Below are 22,876 nucleotides of genomic sequence, written 5' to 3'. Positions count from 1 at the left end.
CACGACGCGGGGGGCCTGCGAGGGGGGTGCGCATGCTTCGGGTTCTGCGGTGGACGGCCGGGGTGGCCGCGGCGCTGCTGATGGCCGGGTGCGGTGGCGGCGGCTCGGGCGGGAGCCATGACGAGGGCAAGGGAAAGGACCCGGCCGGACGGAAGGGCACGGCTTCCGCACCGGCGGCGCCGTCCCCGGCGGATCCGCCCTTCTCGCTCACCTCACAACAGCTCGGCTGGCACCGGTGCGCGGCCACCGAGGACTCCGCGGCACCGGGCGACGAATGGCGGTGCGCCACGCTCAAGGTGCCACTGGACTGGTCGAAGCCCAGCGGTGCGACGATCGGTGTCGCGCTCATCCGGGCTCGGGCGACCGGACGCGACCCGATCGGTTCTCTGCTGTTCAACTTCGGCGGCCCCGGCGGCTCGGGCGTGTCGACGATGCCGTACTACGGCGCCACCGTCCCCACCCTGCGCGAGCGCTACGACCTGGTGAGCTTCGATCCGCGCGGGGTCGGCGCCAGCGAGGGCGTGCGCTGCCGCGGCGACCGGGACATCGAGGCCGCCGAGGCCGTGGACGCCACGCCGGACGGGCCGGCCGAGGAGAAGGCGTACTTCCAGGACGCCGCCGAGTTCGGGAAGGGATGCCGACGGGCCGCGGGCCGGCTGCTGGCGCACGTCTCGACCACCGACACCGCCCGCGACATGGATCTGCTGCGGCAGGTGCTGGGCGACCGGACGATGCACTACTTCGGCATCTCCTACGGCACCGAACTCGGCGGCGTCTACGCCCACCTGTTCCCCCGGCGCGTCGGCCGGATGGTCCTCGACGCGGTGGTGGATCCGACCGCGGACACGGTGGGCCACGCGAAGAACCAGGCGCGGGGCTTCCAGCGGGCGCTGGAGGACTATCTGAGGTCCACCGGCGAGGACCCTGAGCAGGGCACGCGGAAGATCGCGGCACTGCTGAAGAGCATCGACGCCAGGCCCCTGCCGACCGCGTCCGGACGGAAGCTGACCCAGACGCTCGCCCTCACCGGCATCATCCTGCCGCTGTACAGCGAGACCGGCTGGCCCAGACTGACCAGTGCGCTGAAGTCGGCCGAGCAGGGCGACGGCTCGAAGCTCCTCGCACTCGCGGACCAGTACAACGAGCGTGACTCCTCGGGACGTTACGGCACCAGGAGCCACGCCCAGCGGGCCATATCGTGCCTGGACGAGAAGCAGCGGCCCACGCTCGCCGGGACGAAGCGGCTGCTGCCCGACTTCGAGCGGATATCGCCGGTCTTCGGGGGCTACCTGGGCTGGGACACGGCCGGCTGGTGCCACGACTGGCCGGTGGCCGGGCAGTACGACACCCCGCTCGTGAGCGCACCGGGTGCGGCGCCGATCCTGCTCGTCGGCAACACCGGGGACCCGGCGACTCCCTACGAGGGCGCCCGCAGGATGGCCGAAGAACTGGGCAAGGGCGTCGGTGTCGAGCTCACCTGGAAGGGCGAGGGACACGGGGCTTACGGCAACGGCAGCGACTGCGTCGACTCGACGGTGAACTCCTACCTGCTCTACCGAGGGGTTCCTGAGGACGGCAAGGTCTGCGCCTGACGACGGCCGGCGGAGCCGGGAGTGGGGCGTTCCGGAGGGAGTGTTCCAGCACGGGACACGTCCGTGCCGGAACTGACTAGTCCGGTCGGTCGACGTCGCTCCTGTTACTCACTTTCGAGTGACACCGGCCTGGCACGGCAGGGCGGCGGGCCGGTATCGCGAGCCCGACAGACCAGTAGTGAAGCGGACTTTTCGCTGACGGAAGTTCAATTCGGTGCGTTGGAGTCATACATGGACGTTGCAGCAGAGAGTCACAGGAATATGTTGAACCCGTAATGCCATGCACATCTCCCCCACAAACCGGGCGCACGGCTTGCACAGTGTGAGTGCGCGGCCAGCCGGCCGCCACTCGTACAACGCACCACCACTGGCCTGCGGGGTTCTTGCGTCCGCAAGCCTGCAAGGGGGGTGCCATGGACTCCTGTAGGGGGATCCTCGTGACCGTTTCCGCATCCGTTCGCCGTATGACCGCTGTCGCCGCCGTGGCGGCCGCCGCCGTGGGAGCCGTGGCCCTGCCGGCTTCGGCCGCCGACCACCACCCCGGCCGCCACCACCGCGACACCGTCTACATCAGCAGCGTGCGGTACGACGCCCCGGGACGGGACGACCGCTCCAACCGCGCCCTGAACCGGGAGTGGGTCGACGTCACCAACAACTCGCGCCGCCCGGTCAACCTCAACGGCTGGACCCTGGCCGACCGGGACGGCCACACCTACACCTTCCACCACTACCGGCTCGCCGCACGCTCCACCGTTCGCGTCCACACCGGCTACGGCCACGACACCCGCAGCGACCTGTTCCAGGACCGCAACCGGTCCGTCTGGGACCGTTCCGACACGGCGACCCTTCGCAACGACCACGGCCGCTTCGTCGACGACGCCTCCTGGGGCCGCGGCGACCGTGACCACCGTGGCGACCGTGACCACCGTGGCGGCCATGACCACCGTCGCTGACCATCTCCCCGAGCCGGTGAACGCTGACACGCGCTCCCGCTGAACAGGTGGGTGTGGCACTCGCCCGGGACAGTGCCACACACACCGCGCACGGCCGAAAACCCCCGAAGCCCACGGCTCTGAGCTGGTCAGAGCCGTGGGCTTCGGTCGTGGTCGCCGGCAGGCGAAAGGGTTGCTCAGTACACCGGCTTGTCCGGTTCGATCTGGTTGACCCAGCCGATCACGCCGCCGCCGACGTGTACCGCGTCGGAGAAGCCCGCGGACTTCAGTACCGCGAGGACTTCCGCGCTGCGGACGCCCGTCTTGCAGTGCAGGACGATCTTCCTGTCCTGCGGGAGGCTCTCCAGGGCGGTGCCCATGAGGAACTCGTTCTTCGGGATCAGACGGGCGCCGGGGATGGAGACGATCTCGTACTCGTTCGGCTCGCGGACGTCGATGATCTCGATGCTCTCGCCGTCGTCGATCCACTCCTTGAGCTGCTTCGGAGTGATCGTCGAGTCGGCGGCCGCCGCCTGGGCCTCCTCGGAGACGACGCCGCAGAAGGCCTCGTAGTCGATGAGCTCGGTGACGGTCGGGTTCTGGCCGCAGACCGCGCAGTCCGGGTCCTTGCGAACCTTGACCTGGCGGTACTGCATCTCCAGGGCGTCGTAGATCATCAGGCGGCCGACCAGCGGCTCACCGATGCCGGCGAGGAGCTTGATGGCCTCGTTGACCTGGATGGAGCCGATGGACGCGCACAGCACGCCCAGCACGCCGCCCTCGGCGCAGGAGGGGACCATGCCGGGGGGCGGGGGCTCCGGGTAGAGGCAGCGGTAGCAGGGGCCGTGCTCGGACCAGAAGACGGAGGCCTGGCCGTCGAAGCGGTAGATCGAACCCCACACGTACGGCTTGTTGAGCAGCACGCACGCGTCGTTGACGAGGTAGCGGGTCGCGAAGTTGTCCGTGCCGTCGACGATCAGGTCGTACTGGCTGAAGATGTCCATCACGTTGTCGGCCTCGAGCCGCTCCTCGTGAAGGATCACGTTCACGTACGGGTTGATGCCCTTGACGCTGTCACGCGCGGACTCGGCCTTGGAGCGGCCGATGTCGGACTGGCTGTGGATGATCTGGCGCTGCAGGTTCGACTCGTCGACCTCGTCGAACTCCACGATGCCGAGCGTGCCGACGCCCGCGGCCGCCAGGTACATCAGCGCCGGCGAGCCCAGGCCGCCGGCGCCCACACAGAGCACCTTGGCGTTCTTCAGCCGCTTCTGCCCGTCCATCCCCACGTCGGGGATGATCAGGTGGCGGGAGTACCGGCGGACCTCGTCTACGGTGAGCTCAGAGGCTGGCTCGACCAGGGGTGGCAGCGACACGGGGACTCCGTTGGTCGGTCGATCACTACGGTTGTTCTCCCTGTAACACTGCCACGGGCTTCTTCATTCCGAGACACCTGTTCCGATCCGCGAGACGATCTCGTCCCAGTAGCCGGGCATCGTCTCCCAGGGGTCGGCCCGGCCGCCGCGGTCGGTGCGATCGGTGAGGTAGATCGTGCCCGCGCCCTGCCAGCGGGCGATGCGCAGCGCCTCCTCGAGGTGGCCGTACGGCACGCCGTGCACGAAGTGGCAGAAACGGTCGGGCGGATAGTCGGCGGTCCACTCGGCGGCCTGCGAGAAGCGGTAGTCGGACCAGGGGCCCGAGAACGTCACGAGTTGGTCGGCGTTCTCCGCGTATCCCGGGTGCGGGTGGCTGCCGTGGCCCAGGACGATGTGGGCGGTGTCACTGAGCGCCCGCAGGGTGGTGATCGCCCGGCGGACCTCGGGCAGCGCGCCGCGCCCGGTGGGGCACCGGTCGAGCAGGAAGCCGTCGACGCGGTACCACTCGAGGTGGCGGTGCACGTCGGAGAGCAGGTCGCCGACGGGGCGGACGCCATGGGCGAGGTCCAGGTGACCGAGGACCCGCACGCCTCCGTTGCGCAGCCGGCCCGCGGCTTCCAGGCAGTGCGGGTCGGGACGGCTGCCGGGCCCGGCCGCGACGTTGAGCACCACCCAGTCGAGGGGCGTGCCGGGGCGGGCGAGTTCGGCCCACTGGGCGGGGGCGACCAGCGGATGGGCGTAGCCGGGGATGCCGAGGCCGGTACGGACGCCGGTGCCGGCGGTGCTCGCTGTGGTGCTGGTCAGATGCGGCATGCCGCCTCCATCCAGATGTCGGCGAGGGATTCCTCGAGGTTGATCCGGGGGCGCCAGCCGAGCCGGTCGCGGGCGGTGCGCACATCGGCCTGCTGCCAGCTGCCGCAGCCGTCCGGGTACGGGTAGGCGACCGGGGCCGCGTGCTCGGAGTCGGCCCGGGGGTGGGCGATGGTGCTGCGCAGCGGCCCGGGGGGAGCGTCGAGTTCGTGCAGGGCGCCGCCGTATCCGGCGACCCGGGCGAGGACTGCGGCGGCGTCGCGGAGGCGGACGGCGCGGCCGGAACCGATGTTGATGACGCCCTGCGCGGCGGAGAGCGAGGCGGCGTGCACGGCGCGTGCGACGTCGCGGACGTCGATGAAGTCGCGCTGGACGCCGAGTCCGCCGAGCTTGAGTTCGCCGTCGCCGGACTGCATGGCGCGGCGCATGGCCTCGGCGAGCCGGCCGAGCGGGGAGCCGGCCGGGGTACCGGGTCCGGCGGGCGAGAAGACCCGGAGCACGACGGCGTCGAGGCCGGAGCCGAGGACCAGTTCGGTGGCGGCGAGTTTGCTGACGCCGTAGGGGCCGCCGGGGCGGGGCACGGCGTCCTCGGCCGTAGAGGAGCCGGGCTGGCTGGGGCCGTACTCGGAGCCGCAGCCGACCTGCACCAGCCGGGCCCCGCAGCCGCTGCGGCGCAGGGCCTCGCAGACGGTGGCGACGGCGACGGTGTTGTGCCGGACGAGGTCGCGGGCGCCACCGCGGGTGGCACCGGCGCAGTTGACGACCACTCCGGGGTGGACCGCGTCCAGGAAGCGGGTGAGCGCTCCGGGGCTGCCCGAGGCGAGGTCGAAGCGGACGTCGGCGTCGTCGCCGCGGCCGAGCGCGGTGAGCTGGACGGCCGGGTCGGCGAGCAGGCGGTCGGCGACGAAGCGGCCGATGTATCCGTTGGCTCCGATCAGCAGGACCCTCATCGGGCGGCTCCCGGAGTGTGCGCTCCGGCGGCTCCCAAGGCTCCGGACGCTCCGGGCGCTCCGTGTCGGGAGGTGGTCATCTGGTCTTCTCCTTCGAAGGGGTGATGCGGTGGCCTGCGGTGGGGGGCCGGACGCCGGGGCTGTGGCCGGGTGCCGCCGCGCGCTCGGGATGAGTGGCGGCGGACGCGGCCGGGGCCGGTGGCGGAAGGTTCACTCAGGTGCTCCCGCCGGGGCGTGGGCCGAGGCCCGGGTGAGAGTGCGCAGCGCGTGGACCAGCAGGGCGAGCGCGGCGGCGCCGCAGGCGAGCGCCGGCACGGCGGCCGGGCCCCACGCGTCCACCAGGGTCTGGACGGGCGCGGCGAGGAAGGCGCAGCCGGGCAGCCGGGCGGCCAGCAGCAGGGCGAGCGCAGCGGCCTCGGTGACCGCGGCGGCTCTCAGGGCGAGCGCCGGGGCGTGCCGCCGGCGGTGTGCGACGAGGAGGCGGGCGAGCAGCAGGAGGGCGCCCAGGGCGAGACCCTGCGGGTAGGCCGCGCTCTCGTGCAGGACCGTGCCGCACAGGGCGAGCAGGCCGGTGAGGGCGCCCAGGAACAGGCCGAGGACACCGGCCAGCAGTGGCCGGGCGGCACTGGTGAAGTCCTCGAGTCCCCGGCTGCCGGCGAGCCTGCGGCGGGCCCCGGCGGCGAGGAGGTGGGCGCACCAGGCGGCCGGGGCGCAGGCCAGGGTGAGCGCCAGGACGGGTGCGGCGGTCATCGGCCAGGGGCCGTCGGGAGCGCCGGTGGGCGGGGCGTCGGGGCCACCCGCGACGACGCCTTCCAGGAGTCCGTCGCCGAGCAGCGCGTAGCCGAGCAGCCAGAGGGTCCACGCGCGGGTGCCGGCCGCCGTGCGCCACGGGACGCGGCCGGGCACCGCGGCGAGGGGGCCTCGGCGCAGCGCTGCGCGCGTCGCGGCGGCCAGGACGAGCAGGCCGGCGGCGGCCACCAGCAGGCGGGACTGGCCGTGGGTGAGGCGCAGTCCGGTCAGGGCGGCCGCGGCGAGCGCCCCGGGCAGGAGGGTGAGCAGGACCCAGCCGGCCCGGACGCGGGGTCCCCGCCCGGGCTCGGGGCGGGGGTGCGGTGCGCCGTCGCGGGGCACGCGCGCGTACAGCTCCTCGGCGAGCGAGAAGACGTCGCGGTGGCGGAACCTGGCGGCGGTCCGGTCGGTGACGCCGTGCGCCTCCAGTCCGGCGGCGATCTCCAGCGGGTCGACGGCCCGCTCGCACAGCTCACGGTGACGGTGCAACAGGGTCTTGACGGGGTCGGCGGTTCCGCGCCGGAACGGGGTCGTACGGGTCCCGCCGGGCGCGGGGTCAGCGCCAGGCCCGGCCGGGGGCGCCGATCCGGCGGCGCCCGCGTCCGCGCGGCCCTCGGCGGCCGTTCCGGCGCCCGCCACGGCAGCGGTGAGCCATTCCCGCGACGGCTCGTCCCAGGCCGTGCCACCGGCCGGCATTCCGGGGCGGTCGGGTTCGCTGAGCCGGTCCATGACGTTCGGCGCGGCCGTTCCGCTCAGGGTGTCCGTTCCGTTCGGCTCGTCCGTACCGCTCAGCGAGTCCGTGCCGTGCGACTCGCGCATGACGTCCCTGTCACCGTCGACGCCCTCCGTCCGGCCGGGACCAGTCGGGGCGCCGTTCTCCGTGCCGCTCACAGTGCCCCCTCCGATGCCGCTCCGGAGGTCGCGCGGACCGGGTCACCGGGTGCCCGGCCGGACGCTTCCCGGATGCGTTCCGGGGCCGTGGGGCCGGTCCAGTGGACGGGGACATGGGTCTCTGCCGGGGCTGCGAACGGCAGCGGGTCTCCGGCCTCGTCGAGGACGACCCGGCGCACCGGGCAGTGCGAGACGATCTCCAGGTAGATGCCGTCGAACGCCGCGATGTTCTGCTCGACGGTGAACAGTTCCAGTGCGCGGGCGCGTGCGGCGGCACCGAGGCGCTCACGGCGCTCGGGGTCGCGCAGCAGCGCCACGCACGCCTCGGCGAGCGCCCGGGGGTTGCGCGGCGGTACGACGAGACCGGTGCCGCCGATCACCTCCACCACGGCGCCGACATCGGTGGACACCGTGGCGCGGCCGCTGAACATGGCCTCCACCAGGGTGTTCGGGAAGCCCTCCACGACGCTGGAGAGGACGACGACCGCGGCGCCCGCGTACGCGTCGGGCAGGGCCGGCACCTCGGGGCCGCCGATCTCCTCGAAGGAGACCGGGTTGTCGCCGACCGCGTGCACGCCCTCCGCCTCGTCCGGGAAGAGCTGCGCGGCGAGCACCCGGCAGTGGCCCAGGTAGGCCTCGCCCTCGGGGCCCACGGGCGTGCCGACGATCCGCAGCCGGGCCTTGGGCTCCTCCTTCCGGACCTCCGCGAAGGCGTGCAGCAGCGACACGAGGTCCTTGGTCGGTTCGACGCGCCCCACCCAGCCGAGCGTGTACGGATCGGCGCGGTCCGGGGACTCGCCGACCTCGGCGAAGCAGGAGGCGTCCATGCCGGGGTGCACGGTGCGGATGCGGGCGCGGTCGGCGCCGCACCGTTCCTGCCAGCGGCGGGCGTGCGCGTTGCCGGGTGTGAGAAGGGCGGCCCGCCGGTAGACCTCGGTGGCGAGCAGGCCGTGGAAGGCGGCGAGCAGCGCGCGTACGGCGGGGGCGGCGGCGTCGGGGCCGAGGGCCAGGTAGTGCGAGCGGAGCTGTACGCCGTACTCGGTGACCAGCAGGGGCACTTCGCACAGGTGCCGGGCGAGCAGGCCGGGCAGGGCGGCCGTGCCGCCGGCGGCGGCGTGGCAGAGGTCGGCGGCGCCGAGGCCGTCGTCGCCGTACCAGTCCAGGGAGAGGGGGCGCAGGGCGCGTTCGAGGTGGGCGGTGACCGTGAGCAGATCGGCCACGCGCGCCTCGCGCGCCGTGCGCGGCGCGCCGGGGGCGCGGCAGGCGCGCTCCAGGGTGCGCAGGGCGGTGTCGGAGCGGAGTGCGCCGACCAGTCCGCCTTCGTCACGGGCGAGTTCGGCGAGGCTGTACAGCGCGCTGCCGAAACGGTCCGCCCGTTGAGCGGGCTCGGTTCCGGCGGCTGAGCCCGAGGCGGCGCCGGGCTGCCCGCCGCTCAGGGCCTCGACCAGTTCGCCGTAGCACTCGGTGAAGCGCCGGCGCGCGCGCCGGCCGTAGGTGACCCCGTCGTCCTCTGCCGTCCACAGCGGAGCGGTGCGCACCTGGCCGACCTGCGGCGGAAGCGGGACCCGGCCCGCGTCCTCCTGCTGCCGGCCGCGGCTGAGCGCGTAGACGTCGAACTCGTGCTGGGCGAGCCCGCGCACGAGCCGGTCGCACCAGAGCCCGGCGTCACCGCCCACATACGGGTAGCCACCCTCCGTAAGCAGTCCGATGCGCACGTGTGCACCCCCGATCTCCGTGAGTGGGAAGCCGCCTTCGTCCCGGCGGCTCGCAGCGGGACGAACGTAAGCGGACAGAGCGGTGGCGCGATGGACGGTTGTCCATCGCGCCACCAAAAGGGGTGAACGGGCGTAACTTTCGGGTGCGGGTCGCGTTCTGTCGCGCTAAGACTGCGGAAGGTGATCGTCCACGCGTGAAACGTTACGCCACGGCCAACTCCCGCCGGGCGGCCCGCCGTCGGGCCGCGAGCTGCGGATCGAGCGCGGGCACGGCGGCCAGGAGCTGCTTCGTGTACGGCTCGCGCGGGGCGTCGTAGACCTCGTCCACGGGACCGGACTCCACGATCCGTCCGCGGCGCATCACCGCGACCCGGTCGCTGACCTGGCGGACCACGGCGAGGTCGTGCGCGATGAACACGAGCGCGAGGCCGAGTTCCCGCTGCAGCTCGCCGAGCAGCGCGACCACCTGGGCCTGCGTGGTGACGTCGAGCGCCGAGACCGGCTCGTCCAGGACGATGACGCGCGGGTCGGCGGCGAGCGCCCGCGCGATGCCCACGCGCTGGCGCTGGCCACCGCTGAACTCGTGCGGGTAGCGGTCGTAGTGCGCCGCCTCGAGCCCCACGCGCTCCAGCAGTTCGCTCACCCGCCCCCGGATGCGCCGCTCGTCCCGCTCCCCCCGCGCGCGGAGCGGGTCCGCGATGGACTCGCCCACGCTGCGCCGGGGGTTGAGGGAGGAGACCGGGTCCTGGAAGACCATCTGGACGGCCGGGTCCACGCCGTTGTGCGGGCGTCCCGCGTAGCGGATCCCGCCGGCGGTCGGCTCCAGCAGCCCGACCAGCATGCGGCCCAGCGTCGTCTTGCCGCTGCCGCTCTCCCCCACGACGCCCAGGGTCTCGCCCCGGCGGACGGTCAGCGAGACGTCGTCCACGGCCGTGACCGCGCGTTTGCCGCGCCCGAACTCGCGCCGCAGGCCGGTGGCCTCCAGCACGACCTCCTCGGCCGCCCGTGCGGCGGCTCGTGGGGCGTCCACGCGCGGGACGGCGTCGAGCAGCTCGCGTGTGTACGCCTGCCCGGGCGAGGCCAGGACGGTGCCGACCGGACCGTGTTCGACGGCCCTGCCGTGCCGCATGACCAGTACCTCGTCGACGCTCTCGGCGGCGACCCCGACGTCGTGGGTGACGAGCAGCAGGCCCATTCCGGTCTCCTCGCGCAGCGTGTGCAGCAGGTCGAGGATCTGGGCCTGCACGGTGACGTCGAGGGCCGTGGTGGGCTCGTCGGCGATCAGCAGGTCCGGCTCGCAGGCGAGCGCCATGGCGATCAGCGCGCGCTGGCGCATGCCGCCGCTGAACTCGTGCGGGCGGGAACGGGACCGCCGTACCGCGTCCGGGATGCCGACCCGGTCCAGCACCTCGACGGCACGCGCGCGTGCGGCGCGGCGCGACACACGCGTGTGCACGCGGTGCACCTCGGCGATCTGGTCGCCGATCGCGTAGTACGGGTCGAGCGAGGACAGCGGGTCCTGGAAGACCATGGCCGCCTTGGCGCCGCGCAGCCGGCGCAGCTCCTCGTCCGAGGCCTGCCGCACGTCGGTGCCCGCGACGAGGACCGAGCCGCCGACCCGTGCCCCGGTGCCCCGGTGCAGGCCCAGCAGGGCGCCGGCGACCGTGGACTTGCCGGAACCGGACTCGCCGACCAGCGCGAGGGCCTCGCCCCGCGCCAGCCGGAAGGAGAGGCCGTCCACGGCGCGCAGGGACCCGAACTCCACGGTCAGGTCCGTGACTTCGACCAGGCTCATGCGAGTACCACCCGTCGGTCGGCCACCGCGTACAGGACGTCCGCGACGGCGTTGGCGATGACCACGAAGAAGCCGATGACCAGGACCATGCCGACGACCACCGGCAGGTCGACCACCTTGACCGCGTGGACCAGTTCCTGCCCGATGCCGGGGAGGCCGAAGAGGGTCTCGGTGAGGACGGCCCCGCCGACGGCTCCGCCGAAGTTGTTGGCGTTCAGCGCGATGACCGGCGCGAGCGCCCCGCGCAGGGCGTGCCGTCCGACGACCGAGCGTTCCGAGACGCCGTAGGCGCGGAACGTCCGTACGTGGTCCTCGGCGAGGGTCTCCAGCATGGCCGCCCGGGTCAGGCGGGCGAACGCCGCCGCCTCGATGAGGGCGAGCGAGAGCCAGGGCAGCAGCAGGTTCCACGCCCACTGCTCGGGATCGTCGGTGAACTTCACGTACTGCGGGAACGGCAGCAGCCGCAGCTCCCCGCAGACCACGATCATCAGGACCAGGCCGATGACGAAGACGGGCGTGGCCGTGCCCGCGAGGGTGACCGCGGTCAGCGCGCGTTCGGTGAACCGGCCGCGCCGCCAGGCGGAGAGCACTCCGGTGCCGACGCCGAGGACCAGCCAGATCACCATCGCGCCGGACACCAGCGACAGGCTGACCGGGAGCTTGGTCAGGATGATGTCGGTCACCTGGCGGTCGCTCTGGTAGGAGAGTCCGAGGCAGGGCGCCGGGCAGTGTGCGACCGAGGTGCCGGTCGAGTAGTCCTGGCCGGCGAGGAGGCCTTCCAGGAAGTGCCAGTAGCGCAGGTACAGGGGGTCGTCCAGGTGGAGCTGCTGGGCGACCTGGTGGACCTGGGCAGGCGAGCAGCGCGGCCCGCAGCTGATCTGGGCGACGTTGCCGGGGGTGACGTAGAAGACGACGTAGATGATCACCGAGATGGCGAGCAGGGTGACCAGGGCGCCGACGGTGCGGCGCAGCACGAAACCGCCGAACCCGCTCATGCGGCGTCCTCCTTTCCGGCTCCGGCCGCTCCGCCGTCGCCGTTGCCCGGCCCGGCCGCCCTGCCCTCGCCCTTGGCGCCGGTGCCGACGCGCAGCCGGGAGGCCGCGCGCGGGTCCAGGGCGGTGCGCACCCCGTCGCCGAGGACGGTCAGCGCGACGACGGTGACGAAGAGGGCGCCGGCGGGCAGCAGCAGGTACTGCGGCGCCGCCTGGTACCAGACGTCGGCGGCGGTGAGCATCTGTCCCCAGGAGGGCGTGGGCGGTTTCACGCCCACACCGAGGAACGACAGGGCCGCCTCGACCGAGATGTTGATGGGGACGAGCAGCGCCGCGTAGGTGATGACGGGTGCGGCGAGCCCGGGCAGCAGCTCGCGGCGGGCGATCCGCCAGGTGCCCCAGCCGCTGAGCCGCGCGGCGGCCACATGGTCGAGCCCCTTGAGGGTGAGTGTCTGCGCGCGCGTGATCTTGGCGATGTTGCCCCAGGCGATCAGGCCGATCACGAAGGTGACCAGGACGGGCCGGGGGAAGCTCGTGGGAACGATGGCGAGCAGCGCCAGCGCCATGATCATCAGCGGCAGGGCGATGATGATGTCCGTGATCCGGCTCAACAGTTGATCAATGAGCCTGCTGCCGAGCGCCGAGGCGATCCCGATCAGCACGCCGAGGGTCACCTGGATCGCTGTCGCGGCCAGCGCGACCCCCAGCGACACCCGCGCCCCGTACACCAGCCGGGCGAACAGATCGCGCCCGGTCTGCGGCTCGACGCCCAGCCAGTGGCCGCCACCGGCGCCGCCGAACGAGCCGATGGGCACGCCCCCGCGCGCGGAGTCGATCAGGGACGGGTGGTAGGTGGTGGGGTCCTGGCCTTCCAGGGCGGTGAGCAGCGGCGCGGCGAGCGCGACCAGGAGGAGCAGCGCGACGACCGCCGCGGCGACCAGGGCGGCGCGCTGCGCCCGCAGCCGCCGCCAGAACTGACGGGCCCCCGAGGCCCCCGGGACGACGGTGTCCGTCCCGGGGGCCTGGGTGGCGACAAGTGCCTCGCTCACGGCCCTACTTCACCGCGACCTGGGAGATGTCGAGAACGCCGGTCCAGTCGCTGATGACGATGTTCCGGACGTCCTCGCCGTACAGGCGCTTGTAGACCGGGTGGAACAGCGGCACCACGAGGGCCTTCTCGCCGATCTTCTTGTCCAGCGCGCCCCACCGCTTGGCGGCGGCGTCGAGGTCGGTCAGCTTGTTGATCGCGTCGATCTCGTCATTGACCGACTTGTCGTCGAGCAGGCCCGTGTTGAAGTTCGCGCCGTCCTTGACGATCTGCCGCCCGTCGAAGATCGGGGCGAGGAAGGGGCCGCCGGAGGGCCAGTCGGCTCCCCAGTGGGCGAGGAAGAAGCCCGGCTCGGTCTTCACGCTGTGGATCTTGTCCGAGTAGTCGTTCTCCTCCAGGCCCTGGAGCTTGACCGTGATGCCGGCCTTCTTGAGGGCGTCCTGGATCGCGGTCGCGATCTCGGGGCTGGTCTCGAAGTCCTTGCTGTTGGAGTGGGTCAGCGTGACGGTGAGGCCGTTCTTGTGGCCGGCCTGAGCCAGCAGTTCCCTGGCCTTGGCCGCGTTGCCGGACTTGCCCGCCGGGAACGGGTCGGAGGGCGTGTAGCCGAAGGACTTCTGGTCGGGCAGGAAGGTGGTGGCGGGCTCGGCGAGCGCGCTGCCGCCGGCCGCGTTGACCACCGAGGACCGGTCGATGGCGTAGGAGATCGCCTGCCGGACCTTGGGATCGTCGAAAGGCTTCACCTTCGGGTTGAAGGCGATGTAGTCCGTGTAGCCGAAGTGGCCGGTGCCCACGCGAGCGGCCAGCTCCTTGTCACCGGTGACCTTGGCGAGTTCGGCCGGGCCGAGGTTGGTGTCCGTGGTGACCGCGGCGGCGTCCGCTCCCTGGGACGCGGACAGCCGCTGGTTGATCACGGAGGAGTCGAGGCCGGAGCGGACGTCGATGGTGTCCGGGTAGGCCTTGCGCTCGGCGTCGACGGCCGTGGACCAGTGCGTGTTGCGCTTCAGGACGAGGTGCTCGCCGTCGTTCTCATTGCTGACGACCTTGTACGGGCCGGACGAGACCGGGCGCTCCTCGTACTTCGTGCCGGTGTCCTTGGCCTTGGGCACGGGCGTGAACTGGGTCTGCGTGGCCAGGTACGGGAACTCGCCCTCGGGCTTGTTCAGATGGAAGACGATGGTCCGCTCGTCCGGCGTCTCGATCGCCGACAGCCCCTTCTTGTCCTTGTAGGGGCCCTGGTAGTCGGCGGCGCCGACAAGCCAGTCCCGCAGGTAGGGCGCGCCTCCGGACAGTTCGGGCGCGAAGGAGCGCTCGATGCCGTACTTGACGTCGGCGGACGTGATCGCGGTGCCGTCCTCGTACTTGAGGCCCTTGCGCAGGGTGTACGTCCAGACGGTCGCGTCCTTGTTGGGGCGCCCGGTGTCGGTGGCGAGGTCGGGGACGACCTCGGCGCCGGCCGCGCCGTTCTCGCGGTTGCGGGTGGTGAGGGTGCGGAAGACGAGCGAGGGGACGTTGCCGCCGCCGGACGTGTAAAGGCGGGCCGGATCGAAGTCCTGCTGGGGGTTGGAGTTCAGCACCGTGAGAGTGCCGCCCTTGTGCGGCGCGGAGTCGCCGGCTGAGCCCTTGGCATCGTTGTCCTTCGGACCGCAGGCGGCGGCGCCCGCTGCCACGACCAGGCTGACGGATGCCGCTGCCACGCGGCGCGCTATGACGGACGGTTGACGCATCGGAATGACGACCTCTCGGGGCTGATCGAGATTTTCTCGAAAAGTGAGACAGATGGACGAGGAGTGAGACGACTGCGGACAGACGTCGGCCCCGGCGTCGGGTCGTCGTGAACGTCCGTGACACGGTCACGGACGAGAAAGGGGAGAGAAGTCGCGACGCGAACGCCAGGGAGGCGGCGTCAGCGACAGTGGATGTCGGCCACGCAGAGCGCGGTCACACCGAACAGCGCCAGCTCGATGGCGGCGCTACGCGAGACGGTATGACGGGACCACATGCTGAGAAATATGAACGAACATGCGACTCATGTCAATGTGACACAAGCGCCGTCCGTCAACTCCTGGGATACGGCCAGGGGTTGGGGCGGCAGTGGATTCCGTCGTGGTCGAGGAACTTGGTCTGCTGCTGCATGACCGGGGCGAGTTCGCCGTCCTTGTCGCAGGACACATGGCCGTGGCCGAGCCGGTGCCCCACTTCATGATTGATCAGCATTTGCCGGTACGCGTGGATTTTGTCCCCGTATGTCTCACTGCCCTGCGCCCAGCGGTAGGCATTGATCATCACGCGTTCGGTGGACGCCGAGTCGCAGGAGACGTTGTCCTCGGTGGTGTCCAGCCCGGACTTGGCACACCACTTGGCGGTGGTGCCCGGACTGGCGAGGGTGATCACGAAGTCCGGCTTGCCGGAGGAGACGCGCTCGAAGGTAAGGGCGCCGTCATGGGCCCAACTGCGGTCGTCGTTCAGCGTCTTCTGCACGGCCTCGGCGAACAGCTCGCCGTCCAGGCCGAGTCCCTGCTCGACGTCCACCCGGTAGGTGTACTTCTGCCCCTTGCCGGGCGCCTTGTCCAGGCCCGGAACCGCGTCGAACCTACCGGAGCCCCGCAGCTCGGCACTGAGCGGGTACGCCCGGGCCATCTTCTGGTCGTACGTCAGCGCCGCCACGCTGGGCGCGGTGGAGGGCGCCATGCCGCCGGGGGCCTGGGCGCCGTCCGTCCGGCCGGTGGCGGACTGGGCCTGGACGCCGCTGCCGTCATGGCCGTCGGCGACCTGTCCGGCGACCACGATCGCCAGGGCGGTGGTCACGGCGGCGGCCGCGATGCCGGTGAAGGCCCGGCTCCTGCCGCCGGGGCGCTGCGCGGGCACGGTGGCCTCTGCCCCGTCGCCGCCACGCCCGGAACCGGCTCGGGTGGCCGCCGAGTCCGCGTCGGGGTTGTGCTGCTCCCGCCGGTCGCCCGGTTCGGCGCGGCGCCCGGAGCCGGGCTCGAAGACGTCGATGTCCTCGTCGAAGGCGTCCAGGTAGTCCTGCCGGGGGCCACCCTGCCGGCGTCGCTGCCGCGGGAGGGCCGTGCCGGGGCCGCCCGCGCCCTGCCGGGCACCGGCAGCCGCCGGACCCCCGGGCGCCCCGGGACTACCGGGAGCCAGACCGGCGCCGCCGCCGGCCGCCCTCTTGAACTCGCCCCAGCCGCCTCCGGTCTCACGCTGCTCGGGATGCCCGCCACGGGCCCCGAAGGCACCGCCACCGACCCGCGGCACTCCCTGTGCGGGCGTGCCGTCGGGCAGTCGCGGAACACCACGGGCCGGGGTGCCGTCCGGGAAGCGCGGCACGCCACGACCGGGAGTGCCGTCAGGAAGCCTGGGTGCCACACGGACCGTAGTGCCCTCCGGAAGGCGCGGCACACCATGAGCGGGGGTGCCGTCCGGAAAGCGCGGCACCCCACGGGCCGGGGCGCCGGGCGGGACGCCGGGCGCCCCGGGCGCCGGGCGCGGTGCCGTCCCCCGGACACCCGGTCCGTCCGCCGGGGTCTGCCGCTGACCGGGCAGCCGGACCTCGCGTCCGGCGGCCCCTGGGGCGGCGCCCCGCGCCTCTCTCTGTGCGTTTATGTCCACGGAGTCGCCCTTGGGGGCCGCTCCGCGGCGACTGTGGCGTCCCACCAGCCCTCAGCTCTCCGTGTCCGTGTCCGCGGCCGAATCGCCGCCCGGTGTACCGGCCTGCGCGAGCAGTTCCCTGAACGCCCCGGCCACCACCTCCGGGTACTCCATCATCGCCACGTGCCCCGCCTCCGGCAGCGACAGCAGACGCGAGTCGCGGAAGGAGCGGGCGGCCTTGCGGGCCATGCGGAAGCCGACCAGTTGGTCGCGACCGCCGTAGATCAGGAGGGTCGGAGCGAGCACGCGCTCGGCCTGGCGCCACAGCCCGTGCTGTCCACCCAGGGTGTAGGCGTTGACGATACCGCGCGCGGAGCGTGCCATCGCGTCCCAGAAGTAAGGCAGTTGCTGCCGCCGCTCCAGCTCCTCCACGGCGTGGCCGAACGCCTCGGCCGACACGCGTCCGGGGTCGCCGTAGCAGAGCGCCATGACCCCGCGCACCCGCTGCTCGGCCGTCCACTCCCGGGTGAGCCGGGTGAACAGCGCGGCGATGCCCGGGACGCCCAGAAGCCCCGTCGGCACCGCGGTCCGCTGGATCCGCAGCTCCGGCAGGGCGGGCGACACCAGGGTGAGCGTCCGGACGAGATCCGGCCGTACGGCAGCCACGCGTGTGGCGACCGCGCCGCCGAGGGAGTTGCCGAAAAGGTGCACCGGGCCGCGTTCGGCGGCGTCCAGACAGCGGATGACCGCGCGCGCGTGCCCGGTGATGGAGTAGTCGCCGTCGTCCGGGGGCGGGGAGTCGCCGAAACCGGGCAGGTCCACCGCCTCGCCGTCGACCACGCCGTCCAGTTCCGCCATCAGCGACGACCAGTTCTGCGAGGAACCGCCGAGTCCGTGGACGAAGAACGCGGGCGGCAGCCCCTCGCGCGCGGGCGGCCGCGAACGCAGCGACAGGGTGACTCCCGGCAGTCCCACCGACCTCAGCCGCTCGCCGTCCCCGACCCGGACGGGCGCGACCCTGGGAAGGACACTTGCGGCCGGCACGGACGGCGACTCGGTCGAAGACATGCGGCAATGTTACGAGACGATCACGTAGCGGCTCATGTGTTCGCCATCACAGACTGCGTCGGTCCGTGACGGACACAGGACCGGGACCGCGGAGCGGACCGGAGGGGGCGGCTGCCCCCCGAGAACCGCGCAACCACAAGGCCGACGGGCGTCCATGGCATGGCACCGGGGTCGGGTGTCTCCTAGGCTCGTACAGAGGGCACCCGAATGTGGCCCCTGCTGGTTCCAGGGACGTTCGTAGGAAGGGAGCCCACCATGACCCACGACTCCATCGAGGACCCCATCGAGCCCGACGCGATCGAGGACCGGGAGAACGAGAGCGCCCCGGAGATCGACGTCGAGGCCCCCGAGGGGGACTCCGCCGAGCAGCACACGGACGTCACCCCGGAGCGCGACGACCCCCTGACGGACGTGGATCCGGCCCGCGGCAATGAGGCCGATCTCGTCGAACAGCGACGCGTCGTCTCCCTCGACGAGGACGACTACCGCTGACATCGCCGCCGCCCCGCGGAACCCGTTCGGCCGCGTCAGGGGGGCGTGAACCGCTTTCATCGCCGTCCGGTACGTGAAATTCTGCGCTCGCACCGCGCACAGCACGGTTACCGAAAAGTACGATGGCCGCGCGGCCTACACCGCACGTGGACGACTTTGGGAGGCGGCGTGACAGCCATCGAGCAGACTGAGGCGGCACGCCCACGTGGCACACGGCTGCCACGCCGAGCCCGACGGAACCAATTGCTGGGCGCCGCCCAGGAGGTCTTCGTCGCTCAGGGCTATCACGCCGCGGCGATGGACGACATCGCCGAGCGGGCCGGCGTCAGCAAGCCGGTGCTCTACCAGCACTTCCCCGGCAAGCTGGACCTCTACCTCGCGCTGCTGGACCAGCACTGCGAGGCGCTGATCCAGTCGGTGCGCAACGCGCTCGCCTCGACGACCGACAACAAGCAGCGCGTCCGCGCCACCATGGACGCCTACTTCGCCTACGTGGAGGACGACGGCGGCGCCTTCCGCCTGGTCTTCGAGTCCGACCTGACGAACGAGCCCGCGGTGCGCGAGCGCGTCGACAAGGTCACCAACGAGTGCGCCGAGGCCATCTGCGACGTCATCGCCGAGGACACCGGTCTCTCGCGCGCGGAGTCGATGCTGCTCGCCTCCGGCCTCGGCGGTCTCGCCCAGGTGGTGGCGCGCTCCTGGCTGCACAGCGACCGCAGCGTGCCGCGCGACCAGGCGGTGCAACTGCTGACCTCGCTGGCCTGGCGGGGCATCGCCGGCTTCCCGCTGCACGGCATCGACCACCACTGACGGTCATCTGTTCCCCCGCGGTGTTCGCTGATGGCGTTCCGGCCCGCAGCGTGTACGTCCCCTCACCGGGCTAATGTGTGCTGGTACGGCGCGGAAGATCGCGCACAGCACTGACCGTCGGAGGGACATAGCCGTGGAGGTCAAGATCGGCGTGCAGCACGCGCCCCGCGAGATCGTTCTGGAGAGCGGTCAGAGCGTCGCCGAGGTCGAGCGCGTGGTGGCTGAGGCCCTGGCCGGAAAGACGCCGCTGCTCAGCCTCGAGGATGAGAAGGGCCGCAAGGTCCTGGTGCCGGCGGACCGTCTGGCGTACGTGGAGATCGGCGAGCCGACCGTCCGCAAGGTCGGCTTCGGCACTCTGTAGGTCCCGTTCGGCGGAAGGGGCCCGGCGGCAGATGCCGCCGGGCCCCTTCCGTTTTTCGGTGCCCGTGCAGCCGTGGCGGCCGTGGTGGCCGCGCACAGATGGAGCACAGGTCCTCCACAGAGGAGGGTTGCACTCCGCAGGTCACGGGTAGGACGGGCTACGACCGTGAAGCACCGGCCGGCCGTGGGAGGGACCCCGACATGATCCTGGAAGCACTCGGATCCGCATTGGTCGGTCTGCTCCTCGCCTGGGCGGCGACACAGCGGCTGGCCCATCGCCTGCCCGCCCCCGCCCTGGTCTTCGCGACGGGCGTCGCCGGTGCCCTCTTCGGTGACTTCGTCACCCACAGCGCACTCGGTCCCGGCACGGCCCTGCTGAGCCTGCTGGGTGCCGCGGTCGTCTCGGCGGCCTCCCTGTCCCTGCTGCTCCGCCCGGCCGGCCGCCGGCTGCGCCGACGATCGATCCCGGCGTAGCGAGCGACGCCGTCAACGGGGCGCGTACCGCCCCCCAACGCCAGGGCCCCGGCCTCAGGCCGCGAGGCCCAGCGCGGCCATCCGCTTGGTGTGCGCCTCGGTGATGCGGGAGAACATCCGGCCCACCTCGGCGAGGTCGAACCCGTCGGCCACACCGCCCACGAGCATGGTGGACAGCGCGTCCCGGTCGGCGACCACCCGCTGCGACTGCGACAGCGCCTCGCCCATGAGCCGCCGCGCCCACAGCGCCAGCCGCCCGCCCACGCGCGGGTCCGCGTCGATCGCCGCACGCACCTTCTCCACCGCGAATCCGGCGTGCCCGGTGTCGTCGAGCACGGCCAGGACCAGCTCGCGCGAGTCGGAGTCCAGGCGGGCCGCGACCTCCCGGTAGAAGTCGCTGGCGATCGAGTCGCCGACGTACGCCTTGACCAAGCCCTCCAGCCAGTCGGAGGGCGCCGTCTGCTTGTGGAAGCCGTCCAGGGCCGCGACGAACGGCTCCATCGCGGCGGTCGGCTCCTCACCGATCTCGGTCAGCCGGTCGCGCAGCCGCTCGAAGTGGTGGAACTCGGCCGAGGCCATCTTGGCCAGCTCCGCCTTGTCCGCGAGCGTCGGCGCCAGCTTGGCGTCCTCCGCGAGCCGCTCGAACGCCGCGAGCTCGCCGTACGCGAGCGCTCCGAGCAGGTCCACGACCGCGGCGCGGTACTGCGGGTCGGCGGAGGCCCGGGTCCAGTCCTGGGCGGCGACGCCGGTGGGTCCGGCAGCGGCGGCGGGCGCGTTCTCAGGCTTGTCAGAGCTAGTCATGAGGCGCACAATAGTCCGCTTGCCCTGCCCCGGAAGCCCCTGGCCAACCAGTGTGACCACGACTACGTGAGCAAATCGGCCATCGCATGTGCGCGAATCCGGGGTATGGTGGTAATGCGCCTGGCTGAGTGCGTCGACGATGTTCGACGCGTCCCGACAGGCCGCACGCATGAGGATGCCCGGTCGGTGGCCCGATCGGCTCCGACCCGACAGCCCTCCCCGGCCGTACGGCACATACGTACGTCGACCGGAGGGACACCCTCAGCGGTACGAGCGCTAGAGCGTCGGCAGAGGTCCCGTGCTTTACGGCTGGCCCGAGTGGTTCGCCCGTATGGCAGCCGACGTCCCCCGGCACGGTCCGTCAAAGACCCCCGCGCTCGCCTCGCGCCGCGCCACACAGAAGAGGCAGCACCCTGACTACGACGTTTCGAGACCTCGGAATCCTTCCCGAGACGGCCGAGGCCCTGGAGGCCGTCGGCATCGTCACCCCCTTCCCCATCCAGGAGATGACCCTCCCCGTAGCCCTTTCCGGCACGGATGTCATCGGCCAGGCCAAGACCGGCACCGGCAAGACGCTGGGCTTCGGTCTCCCGCTCCTCGAGCGCGTGACGGTCCCCGCCGACGTGGAGGCCGGCCGCGCCGCCCCCGAGGCCCTGACCGACGCCCCGCAGGCGCTCGTCGTCGTCCCCACGCGCGAGCTGTGCCAGCAGGTCACCAACGACCTCCTGACCGCGGGCAAGGTGCGCAACGTGCGCGTCATGGCGATCTACGGCGGCCGGGCCTACGAGCCCCAGGTCGAGGCCCTGAAGAAGGGCGTCGACGTGGTCGTCGGCACCCCGGGCCGGCTCCTCGACCTCGCGGGCCAGAAGAAGCTGGACCTGAAGCACGTCAAGTGCCTGGTCCTCGACGAGGCCGACGAGATGCTCGACCTGGGCTTCCTGCCCGACGTCGAGAGGATCATCAACATGCTTCCGGTCAGGCGCCAGACCATGCTGTTCTCGGCGACCATGCCGGGTGCGGTCATCGGCCTCGCGCGCCGCTACATGTCGCGTCCCACGCACATCCGCGCCACCGCGCCGGACGACCAGGGCGCGACGGTCGCGAACATCAAGCAGTTCGTCTACCGCGCGCACTCGATGGACAAGCCGGAGATGGCCGCCCGCATCCTGCAGGCCGACGGCCGCGGGCTCGCGATGATCTTCTGCCGCACCAAGCGCACCGCCGCCGACATCGCCGAGCAGCTCGAGCGGCGCGGCTTCGCCTCCGGCGCGGTCCACGGCGACCTGGGCCAGGGCGCCCGCGAGCAGGCCCTGCGCGCCTTCCGCAACGGCAAGGTCGACGTCCTCGTCTGCACCGACGTCGCCGCGCGCGGCATCGACGTCGAGGGCGTGACCCACGTCATCAACTACCAGTCCCCCGAGGACGAGAAGACGTACCTGCACCGCATCGGCCGCACCGGCCGCGCGGGCGCCAAGGGTACGGCGATCACGTTCGTCGACTGGGACGACATCCCGCGCTGGCAGCTCATCAACAAGGCGCTGGAGCTGGACTTCAACGACCCGGCGGAGACGTACTCCAGCTCTCCGCACCTGTTCTCGGACCTCGGCATCCCCGCGGGCACCAAGGGCATACTGCCGCGCTCGGAGCGGACCCGCGCCGGGCTCGACGCGGAGGAGCTCGAGGACCTGGGCGAGACCGGTGGCCGCGGAGCCCGCGGCCGTGGCCGGGGCGGCCGTGGCGGCCCCGCCGAGTCCGCCGCCCCGTCGGCCGAGGCTGAGCGCCCGGCCCGCACCCCGCGCCGTCGCCGCCGCACCCGCGGCGGGACCGCGCTGGACGCCTCCACCGCCCCGGCGCCGGCCACCGAGTCCGGCACCGCCGAGGAGCCCACGGCGACCCGTACGCCGCGCCGCCGTCGCCGTACGCGCGGCGGGACCGGGGCCGAGCCGGTGACGGCCGCCGCCGCGACCGTCGAGACGCCCGCCGTCGAGGCGGTGGACACGGCCGAGGGCCCTGCCACCGCGGACGCTCCGGAGAAGCCGCGCCGTCGCCGCACGCGTAAGGCCGCCGAGCCGGCCGAGTCCGCCGTGGCCGAGGCGCCGGTGACCGAGACGCCCGTGGTCGAGGCACCCGTGGTCGAGGCCGCCCCCGTGACGGCGGCGCCCGAGGCCGTGGCCGAGGCCGCCGAGCCGAAGCCGCGCCGCCGGACCCGCAAGACGGCCGAGCCGGCGGCCGAGGCCGTAGTCGACACCGCGGAAGCGACGGAGGCCAAGCCGCGCCGCACCCGGAAGACCGCCGCCGCCCCGGAAGCGACGGAGACCGAGGCCGAGGCCAAGCCGCGCCGCACCCGCAAGACCGCTGCCGCCGCCGAGGCCGCCGTGGACACCGCGGAAGCC

The 22,876-nt window shown here is 72.6% G+C and carries 20 protein-coding genes; 7 read left to right on the top strand and 13 right to left on the bottom strand.

Annotated elements, in window-relative coordinates; genetic code table 11:
* The first annotated feature begins 32 nt into the window (after positions 1 to 32).
* Both ACZ6B1_RS11450 and ACZ6B1_RS11445 read left to right on the top strand, forming a co-directional pair.
* Complete coding sequence (locus ACZ6B1_RS11450; RefSeq protein WP_468777052.1) at positions 33 to 1,592, top strand: alpha/beta hydrolase; 1,560 nt, start codon at positions 33 to 35, stop codon at positions 1,590 to 1,592.
* 464 nt (positions 1,593 to 2,056) lie between these two features.
* Entirely contained in the window at positions 2,057 to 2,545 is a 489-nt protein-coding gene (locus tag ACZ6B1_RS11445; protein WP_468777050.1) for a lamin tail domain-containing protein, read from the top strand.
* A gap of 176 nt (positions 2,546 to 2,721) precedes the next feature.
* Here the strand turns inward: ACZ6B1_RS11445 and moeZ are convergent, their stop codons facing one another.
* The 12 genes from moeZ to ACZ6B1_RS11385 all read right to left on the bottom strand — a co-directional run bounded on the left by moeZ (position 2,722) and on the right by ACZ6B1_RS11385 (position 17,546).
* Positions 2,722 to 3,900 carry an adenylyltransferase/sulfurtransferase MoeZ gene (moeZ, locus tag ACZ6B1_RS11440; protein WP_468777048.1) on the bottom strand — a complete coding sequence of 393 codons (1,179 nt, stop codon included), beginning with the start codon at positions 3,898 to 3,900 and terminating at the stop codon, positions 2,722 to 2,724.
* Positions 3,901 to 3,963: 63 nt separating this feature from the next.
* Positions 3,964 to 4,713, bottom strand: a complete 750-nt coding sequence (locus tag ACZ6B1_RS11435) for a spherulation-specific family 4 protein (protein ID WP_468777046.1) — start codon at positions 4,711 to 4,713, stop codon at positions 3,964 to 3,966.
* A complete protein-coding gene (locus ACZ6B1_RS11430) occupies positions 4,701 to 5,660 on the bottom strand; it encodes an NAD-dependent epimerase/dehydratase family protein (protein ID WP_468777044.1) in 960 nt (319 codons plus the stop codon). Before ACZ6B1_RS11430 ends, ACZ6B1_RS11435 begins: the two co-directional genes overlap by 13 nt.
* 210 nt (positions 5,661 to 5,870) lie before the next feature.
* Complete coding sequence (locus ACZ6B1_RS11425; RefSeq protein ID WP_468777493.1) at positions 5,871 to 7,178, bottom strand: hypothetical protein; 1,308 nt, start codon at positions 7,176 to 7,178, stop codon at positions 5,871 to 5,873.
* 158 nt (positions 7,179 to 7,336) lie between these two features.
* Positions 7,337 to 9,055, bottom strand: a complete 1,719-nt coding sequence (locus ACZ6B1_RS11420) for a DUF3492 domain-containing protein (RefSeq protein WP_468777042.1) — start codon at positions 9,053 to 9,055, stop codon at positions 7,337 to 7,339.
* A gap of 202 nt (positions 9,056 to 9,257) precedes the next feature.
* Positions 9,258 to 10,850 (bottom strand): dipeptide ABC transporter ATP-binding protein, encoded by a 1,593-nt coding sequence (locus ACZ6B1_RS11415; RefSeq protein ID WP_468777040.1) that lies wholly within the window; start codon positions 10,848 to 10,850, stop codon positions 9,258 to 9,260.
* Positions 10,847 to 11,845 (bottom strand): ABC transporter permease, encoded by a 999-nt coding sequence (locus ACZ6B1_RS11410; RefSeq protein WP_468777038.1) that lies wholly within the window; start codon positions 11,843 to 11,845, stop codon positions 10,847 to 10,849. The genes ACZ6B1_RS11415 and ACZ6B1_RS11410 overlap by 4 nt, the downstream gene beginning before the upstream one ends.
* Positions 11,842 to 12,891 (bottom strand): ABC transporter permease, encoded by a 1,050-nt coding sequence (locus tag ACZ6B1_RS11405; RefSeq protein ID WP_468777036.1) that lies wholly within the window; start codon positions 12,889 to 12,891, stop codon positions 11,842 to 11,844. The genes ACZ6B1_RS11410 and ACZ6B1_RS11405 overlap by 4 nt, the downstream gene beginning before the upstream one ends.
* Before the next feature lie 4 nt (positions 12,892 to 12,895).
* Complete coding sequence (locus ACZ6B1_RS11400; RefSeq protein ID WP_468777035.1) at positions 12,896 to 14,614, bottom strand: ABC transporter substrate-binding protein; 1,719 nt, start codon at positions 14,612 to 14,614, stop codon at positions 12,896 to 12,898.
* A gap of 179 nt (positions 14,615 to 14,793) precedes the next feature.
* Positions 14,794 to 14,889 (bottom strand): Ms4533A family Cys-rich leader peptide, encoded by a 96-nt coding sequence (locus ACZ6B1_RS11395; RefSeq protein ID WP_351662488.1) that lies wholly within the window; start codon positions 14,887 to 14,889, stop codon positions 14,794 to 14,796.
* A gap of 56 nt (positions 14,890 to 14,945) precedes the next feature.
* The gene (locus tag ACZ6B1_RS11390; RefSeq protein ID WP_468777033.1) at positions 14,946 to 16,544 is read right to left on the bottom strand and encodes a DUF3152 domain-containing protein; all 1,599 of its coding nucleotides are present in this window, start codon (positions 16,542 to 16,544) and stop codon (positions 14,946 to 14,948) included.
* A 6-nt stretch (positions 16,545 to 16,550) separates the two neighbouring features.
* A complete protein-coding gene (locus ACZ6B1_RS11385) occupies positions 16,551 to 17,546 on the bottom strand; it encodes an alpha/beta fold hydrolase (protein ID WP_468777031.1) in 996 nt (331 codons plus the stop codon).
* A 255-nt stretch (positions 17,547 to 17,801) separates the two neighbouring features.
* Here ACZ6B1_RS11385 and ACZ6B1_RS11380 point away from each other — a divergent pair, with 255 nt between their 5' ends.
* The 4 genes from ACZ6B1_RS11380 to ACZ6B1_RS11365 all read left to right on the top strand — a co-directional run bounded on the left by ACZ6B1_RS11380 (position 17,802) and on the right by ACZ6B1_RS11365 (position 19,682).
* Positions 17,802 to 18,038 carry a hypothetical protein gene (locus ACZ6B1_RS11380; protein ID WP_468777029.1) on the top strand — a complete coding sequence of 79 codons (237 nt, stop codon included), beginning with the start codon at positions 17,802 to 17,804 and terminating at the stop codon, positions 18,036 to 18,038.
* A gap of 168 nt (positions 18,039 to 18,206) precedes the next feature.
* Complete coding sequence (locus ACZ6B1_RS11375; protein WP_468777027.1) at positions 18,207 to 18,848, top strand: TetR/AcrR family transcriptional regulator; 642 nt, start codon at positions 18,207 to 18,209, stop codon at positions 18,846 to 18,848.
* A 133-nt stretch (positions 18,849 to 18,981) separates the two neighbouring features.
* Positions 18,982 to 19,209, top strand: coding sequence for a DUF3107 domain-containing protein (locus ACZ6B1_RS11370; protein WP_351662481.1), 228 nt, complete (start codon positions 18,982 to 18,984; stop codon positions 19,207 to 19,209).
* 200 nt (positions 19,210 to 19,409) lie between these two features.
* Positions 19,410 to 19,682, top strand: coding sequence for a hypothetical protein (locus ACZ6B1_RS11365; RefSeq protein ID WP_351662479.1), 273 nt, complete (start codon positions 19,410 to 19,412; stop codon positions 19,680 to 19,682).
* Between the two features lie 54 nt (positions 19,683 to 19,736).
* Here the strand turns inward: ACZ6B1_RS11365 and ACZ6B1_RS11360 are convergent, their stop codons facing one another.
* Entirely contained in the window at positions 19,737 to 20,483 is a 747-nt protein-coding gene (locus ACZ6B1_RS11360) for a ferritin-like fold-containing protein (RefSeq protein ID WP_468777026.1), read from the bottom strand.
* A gap of 506 nt (positions 20,484 to 20,989) precedes the next feature.
* On the opposite strand from ACZ6B1_RS11360, the gene ACZ6B1_RS11355 reads away from it, so the two are divergent.
* A partial coding sequence (locus ACZ6B1_RS11355; protein WP_468777024.1) for a DEAD/DEAH box helicase occupies positions 20,990 to 22,876 on the top strand: 1,887 nt, incomplete at its 3' end.

It is taken from the genome of Streptomyces sp. NPDC041129 (assembly GCF_055592265.1).
Note: the sequence above shows the minus strand (reverse complement) of the source record. Positions and strands in the feature narration are given on the sequence as shown.

Excerpts from the sequence above, each read along its gene's own strand:
- ACZ6B1_RS11450 (WP_468777052.1), top strand. The coding sequence starts at position 33 with ATGCTTCGGGTTCTGCGGTGGACGGCCGGGGTGGCCGCGGCGCTGCTG.
- ACZ6B1_RS11445 (WP_468777050.1), top strand. The coding sequence starts at position 2,057 with ATGACCGCTGTCGCCGCCGTGGCGGCCGCCGCCGTGGGAGCCGTGGCC.
- ACZ6B1_RS11435 (WP_468777046.1), bottom strand. The coding sequence starts at position 4,713 with ATGCCGCATCTGACCAGCACCACAGCGAGCACCGCCGGCACCGGCGTC.
- ACZ6B1_RS11430 (WP_468777044.1), bottom strand. The coding sequence starts at position 5,660 with ATGAGGGTCCTGCTGATCGGAGCCAACGGATACATCGGCCGCTTCGTC.
- ACZ6B1_RS11425 (WP_468777493.1), bottom strand. The coding sequence starts at position 7,178 with ATGGACCGGCTCAGCGAACCCGACCGCCCCGGAATGCCGGCCGGTGGC.
- ACZ6B1_RS11415 (WP_468777040.1), bottom strand. The coding sequence starts at position 10,850 with ATGAGCCTGGTCGAAGTCACGGACCTGACCGTGGAGTTCGGGTCCCTG.
- ACZ6B1_RS11410 (WP_468777038.1), bottom strand. The coding sequence starts at position 11,845 with ATGAGCGGGTTCGGCGGTTTCGTGCTGCGCCGCACCGTCGGCGCCCTG.
- ACZ6B1_RS11400 (WP_468777035.1), bottom strand. The coding sequence starts at position 14,614 with ATGCGTCAACCGTCCGTCATAGCGCGCCGCGTGGCAGCGGCATCCGTC.
- ACZ6B1_RS11395 (WP_351662488.1), bottom strand. The coding sequence starts at position 14,889 with ATGTGGTCCCGTCATACCGTCTCGCGTAGCGCCGCCATCGAGCTGGCG.
- ACZ6B1_RS11385 (WP_468777031.1), bottom strand. The coding sequence starts at position 17,546 with ATGTCTTCGACCGAGTCGCCGTCCGTGCCGGCCGCAAGTGTCCTTCCC.
- ACZ6B1_RS11380 (WP_468777029.1), top strand. The coding sequence starts at position 17,802 with ATGACCCACGACTCCATCGAGGACCCCATCGAGCCCGACGCGATCGAG.
- ACZ6B1_RS11365 (WP_351662479.1), top strand. The coding sequence starts at position 19,410 with ATGATCCTGGAAGCACTCGGATCCGCATTGGTCGGTCTGCTCCTCGCC.
- ACZ6B1_RS11360 (WP_468777026.1), bottom strand. The coding sequence starts at position 20,483 with ATGACTAGCTCTGACAAGCCTGAGAACGCGCCCGCCGCCGCTGCCGGA.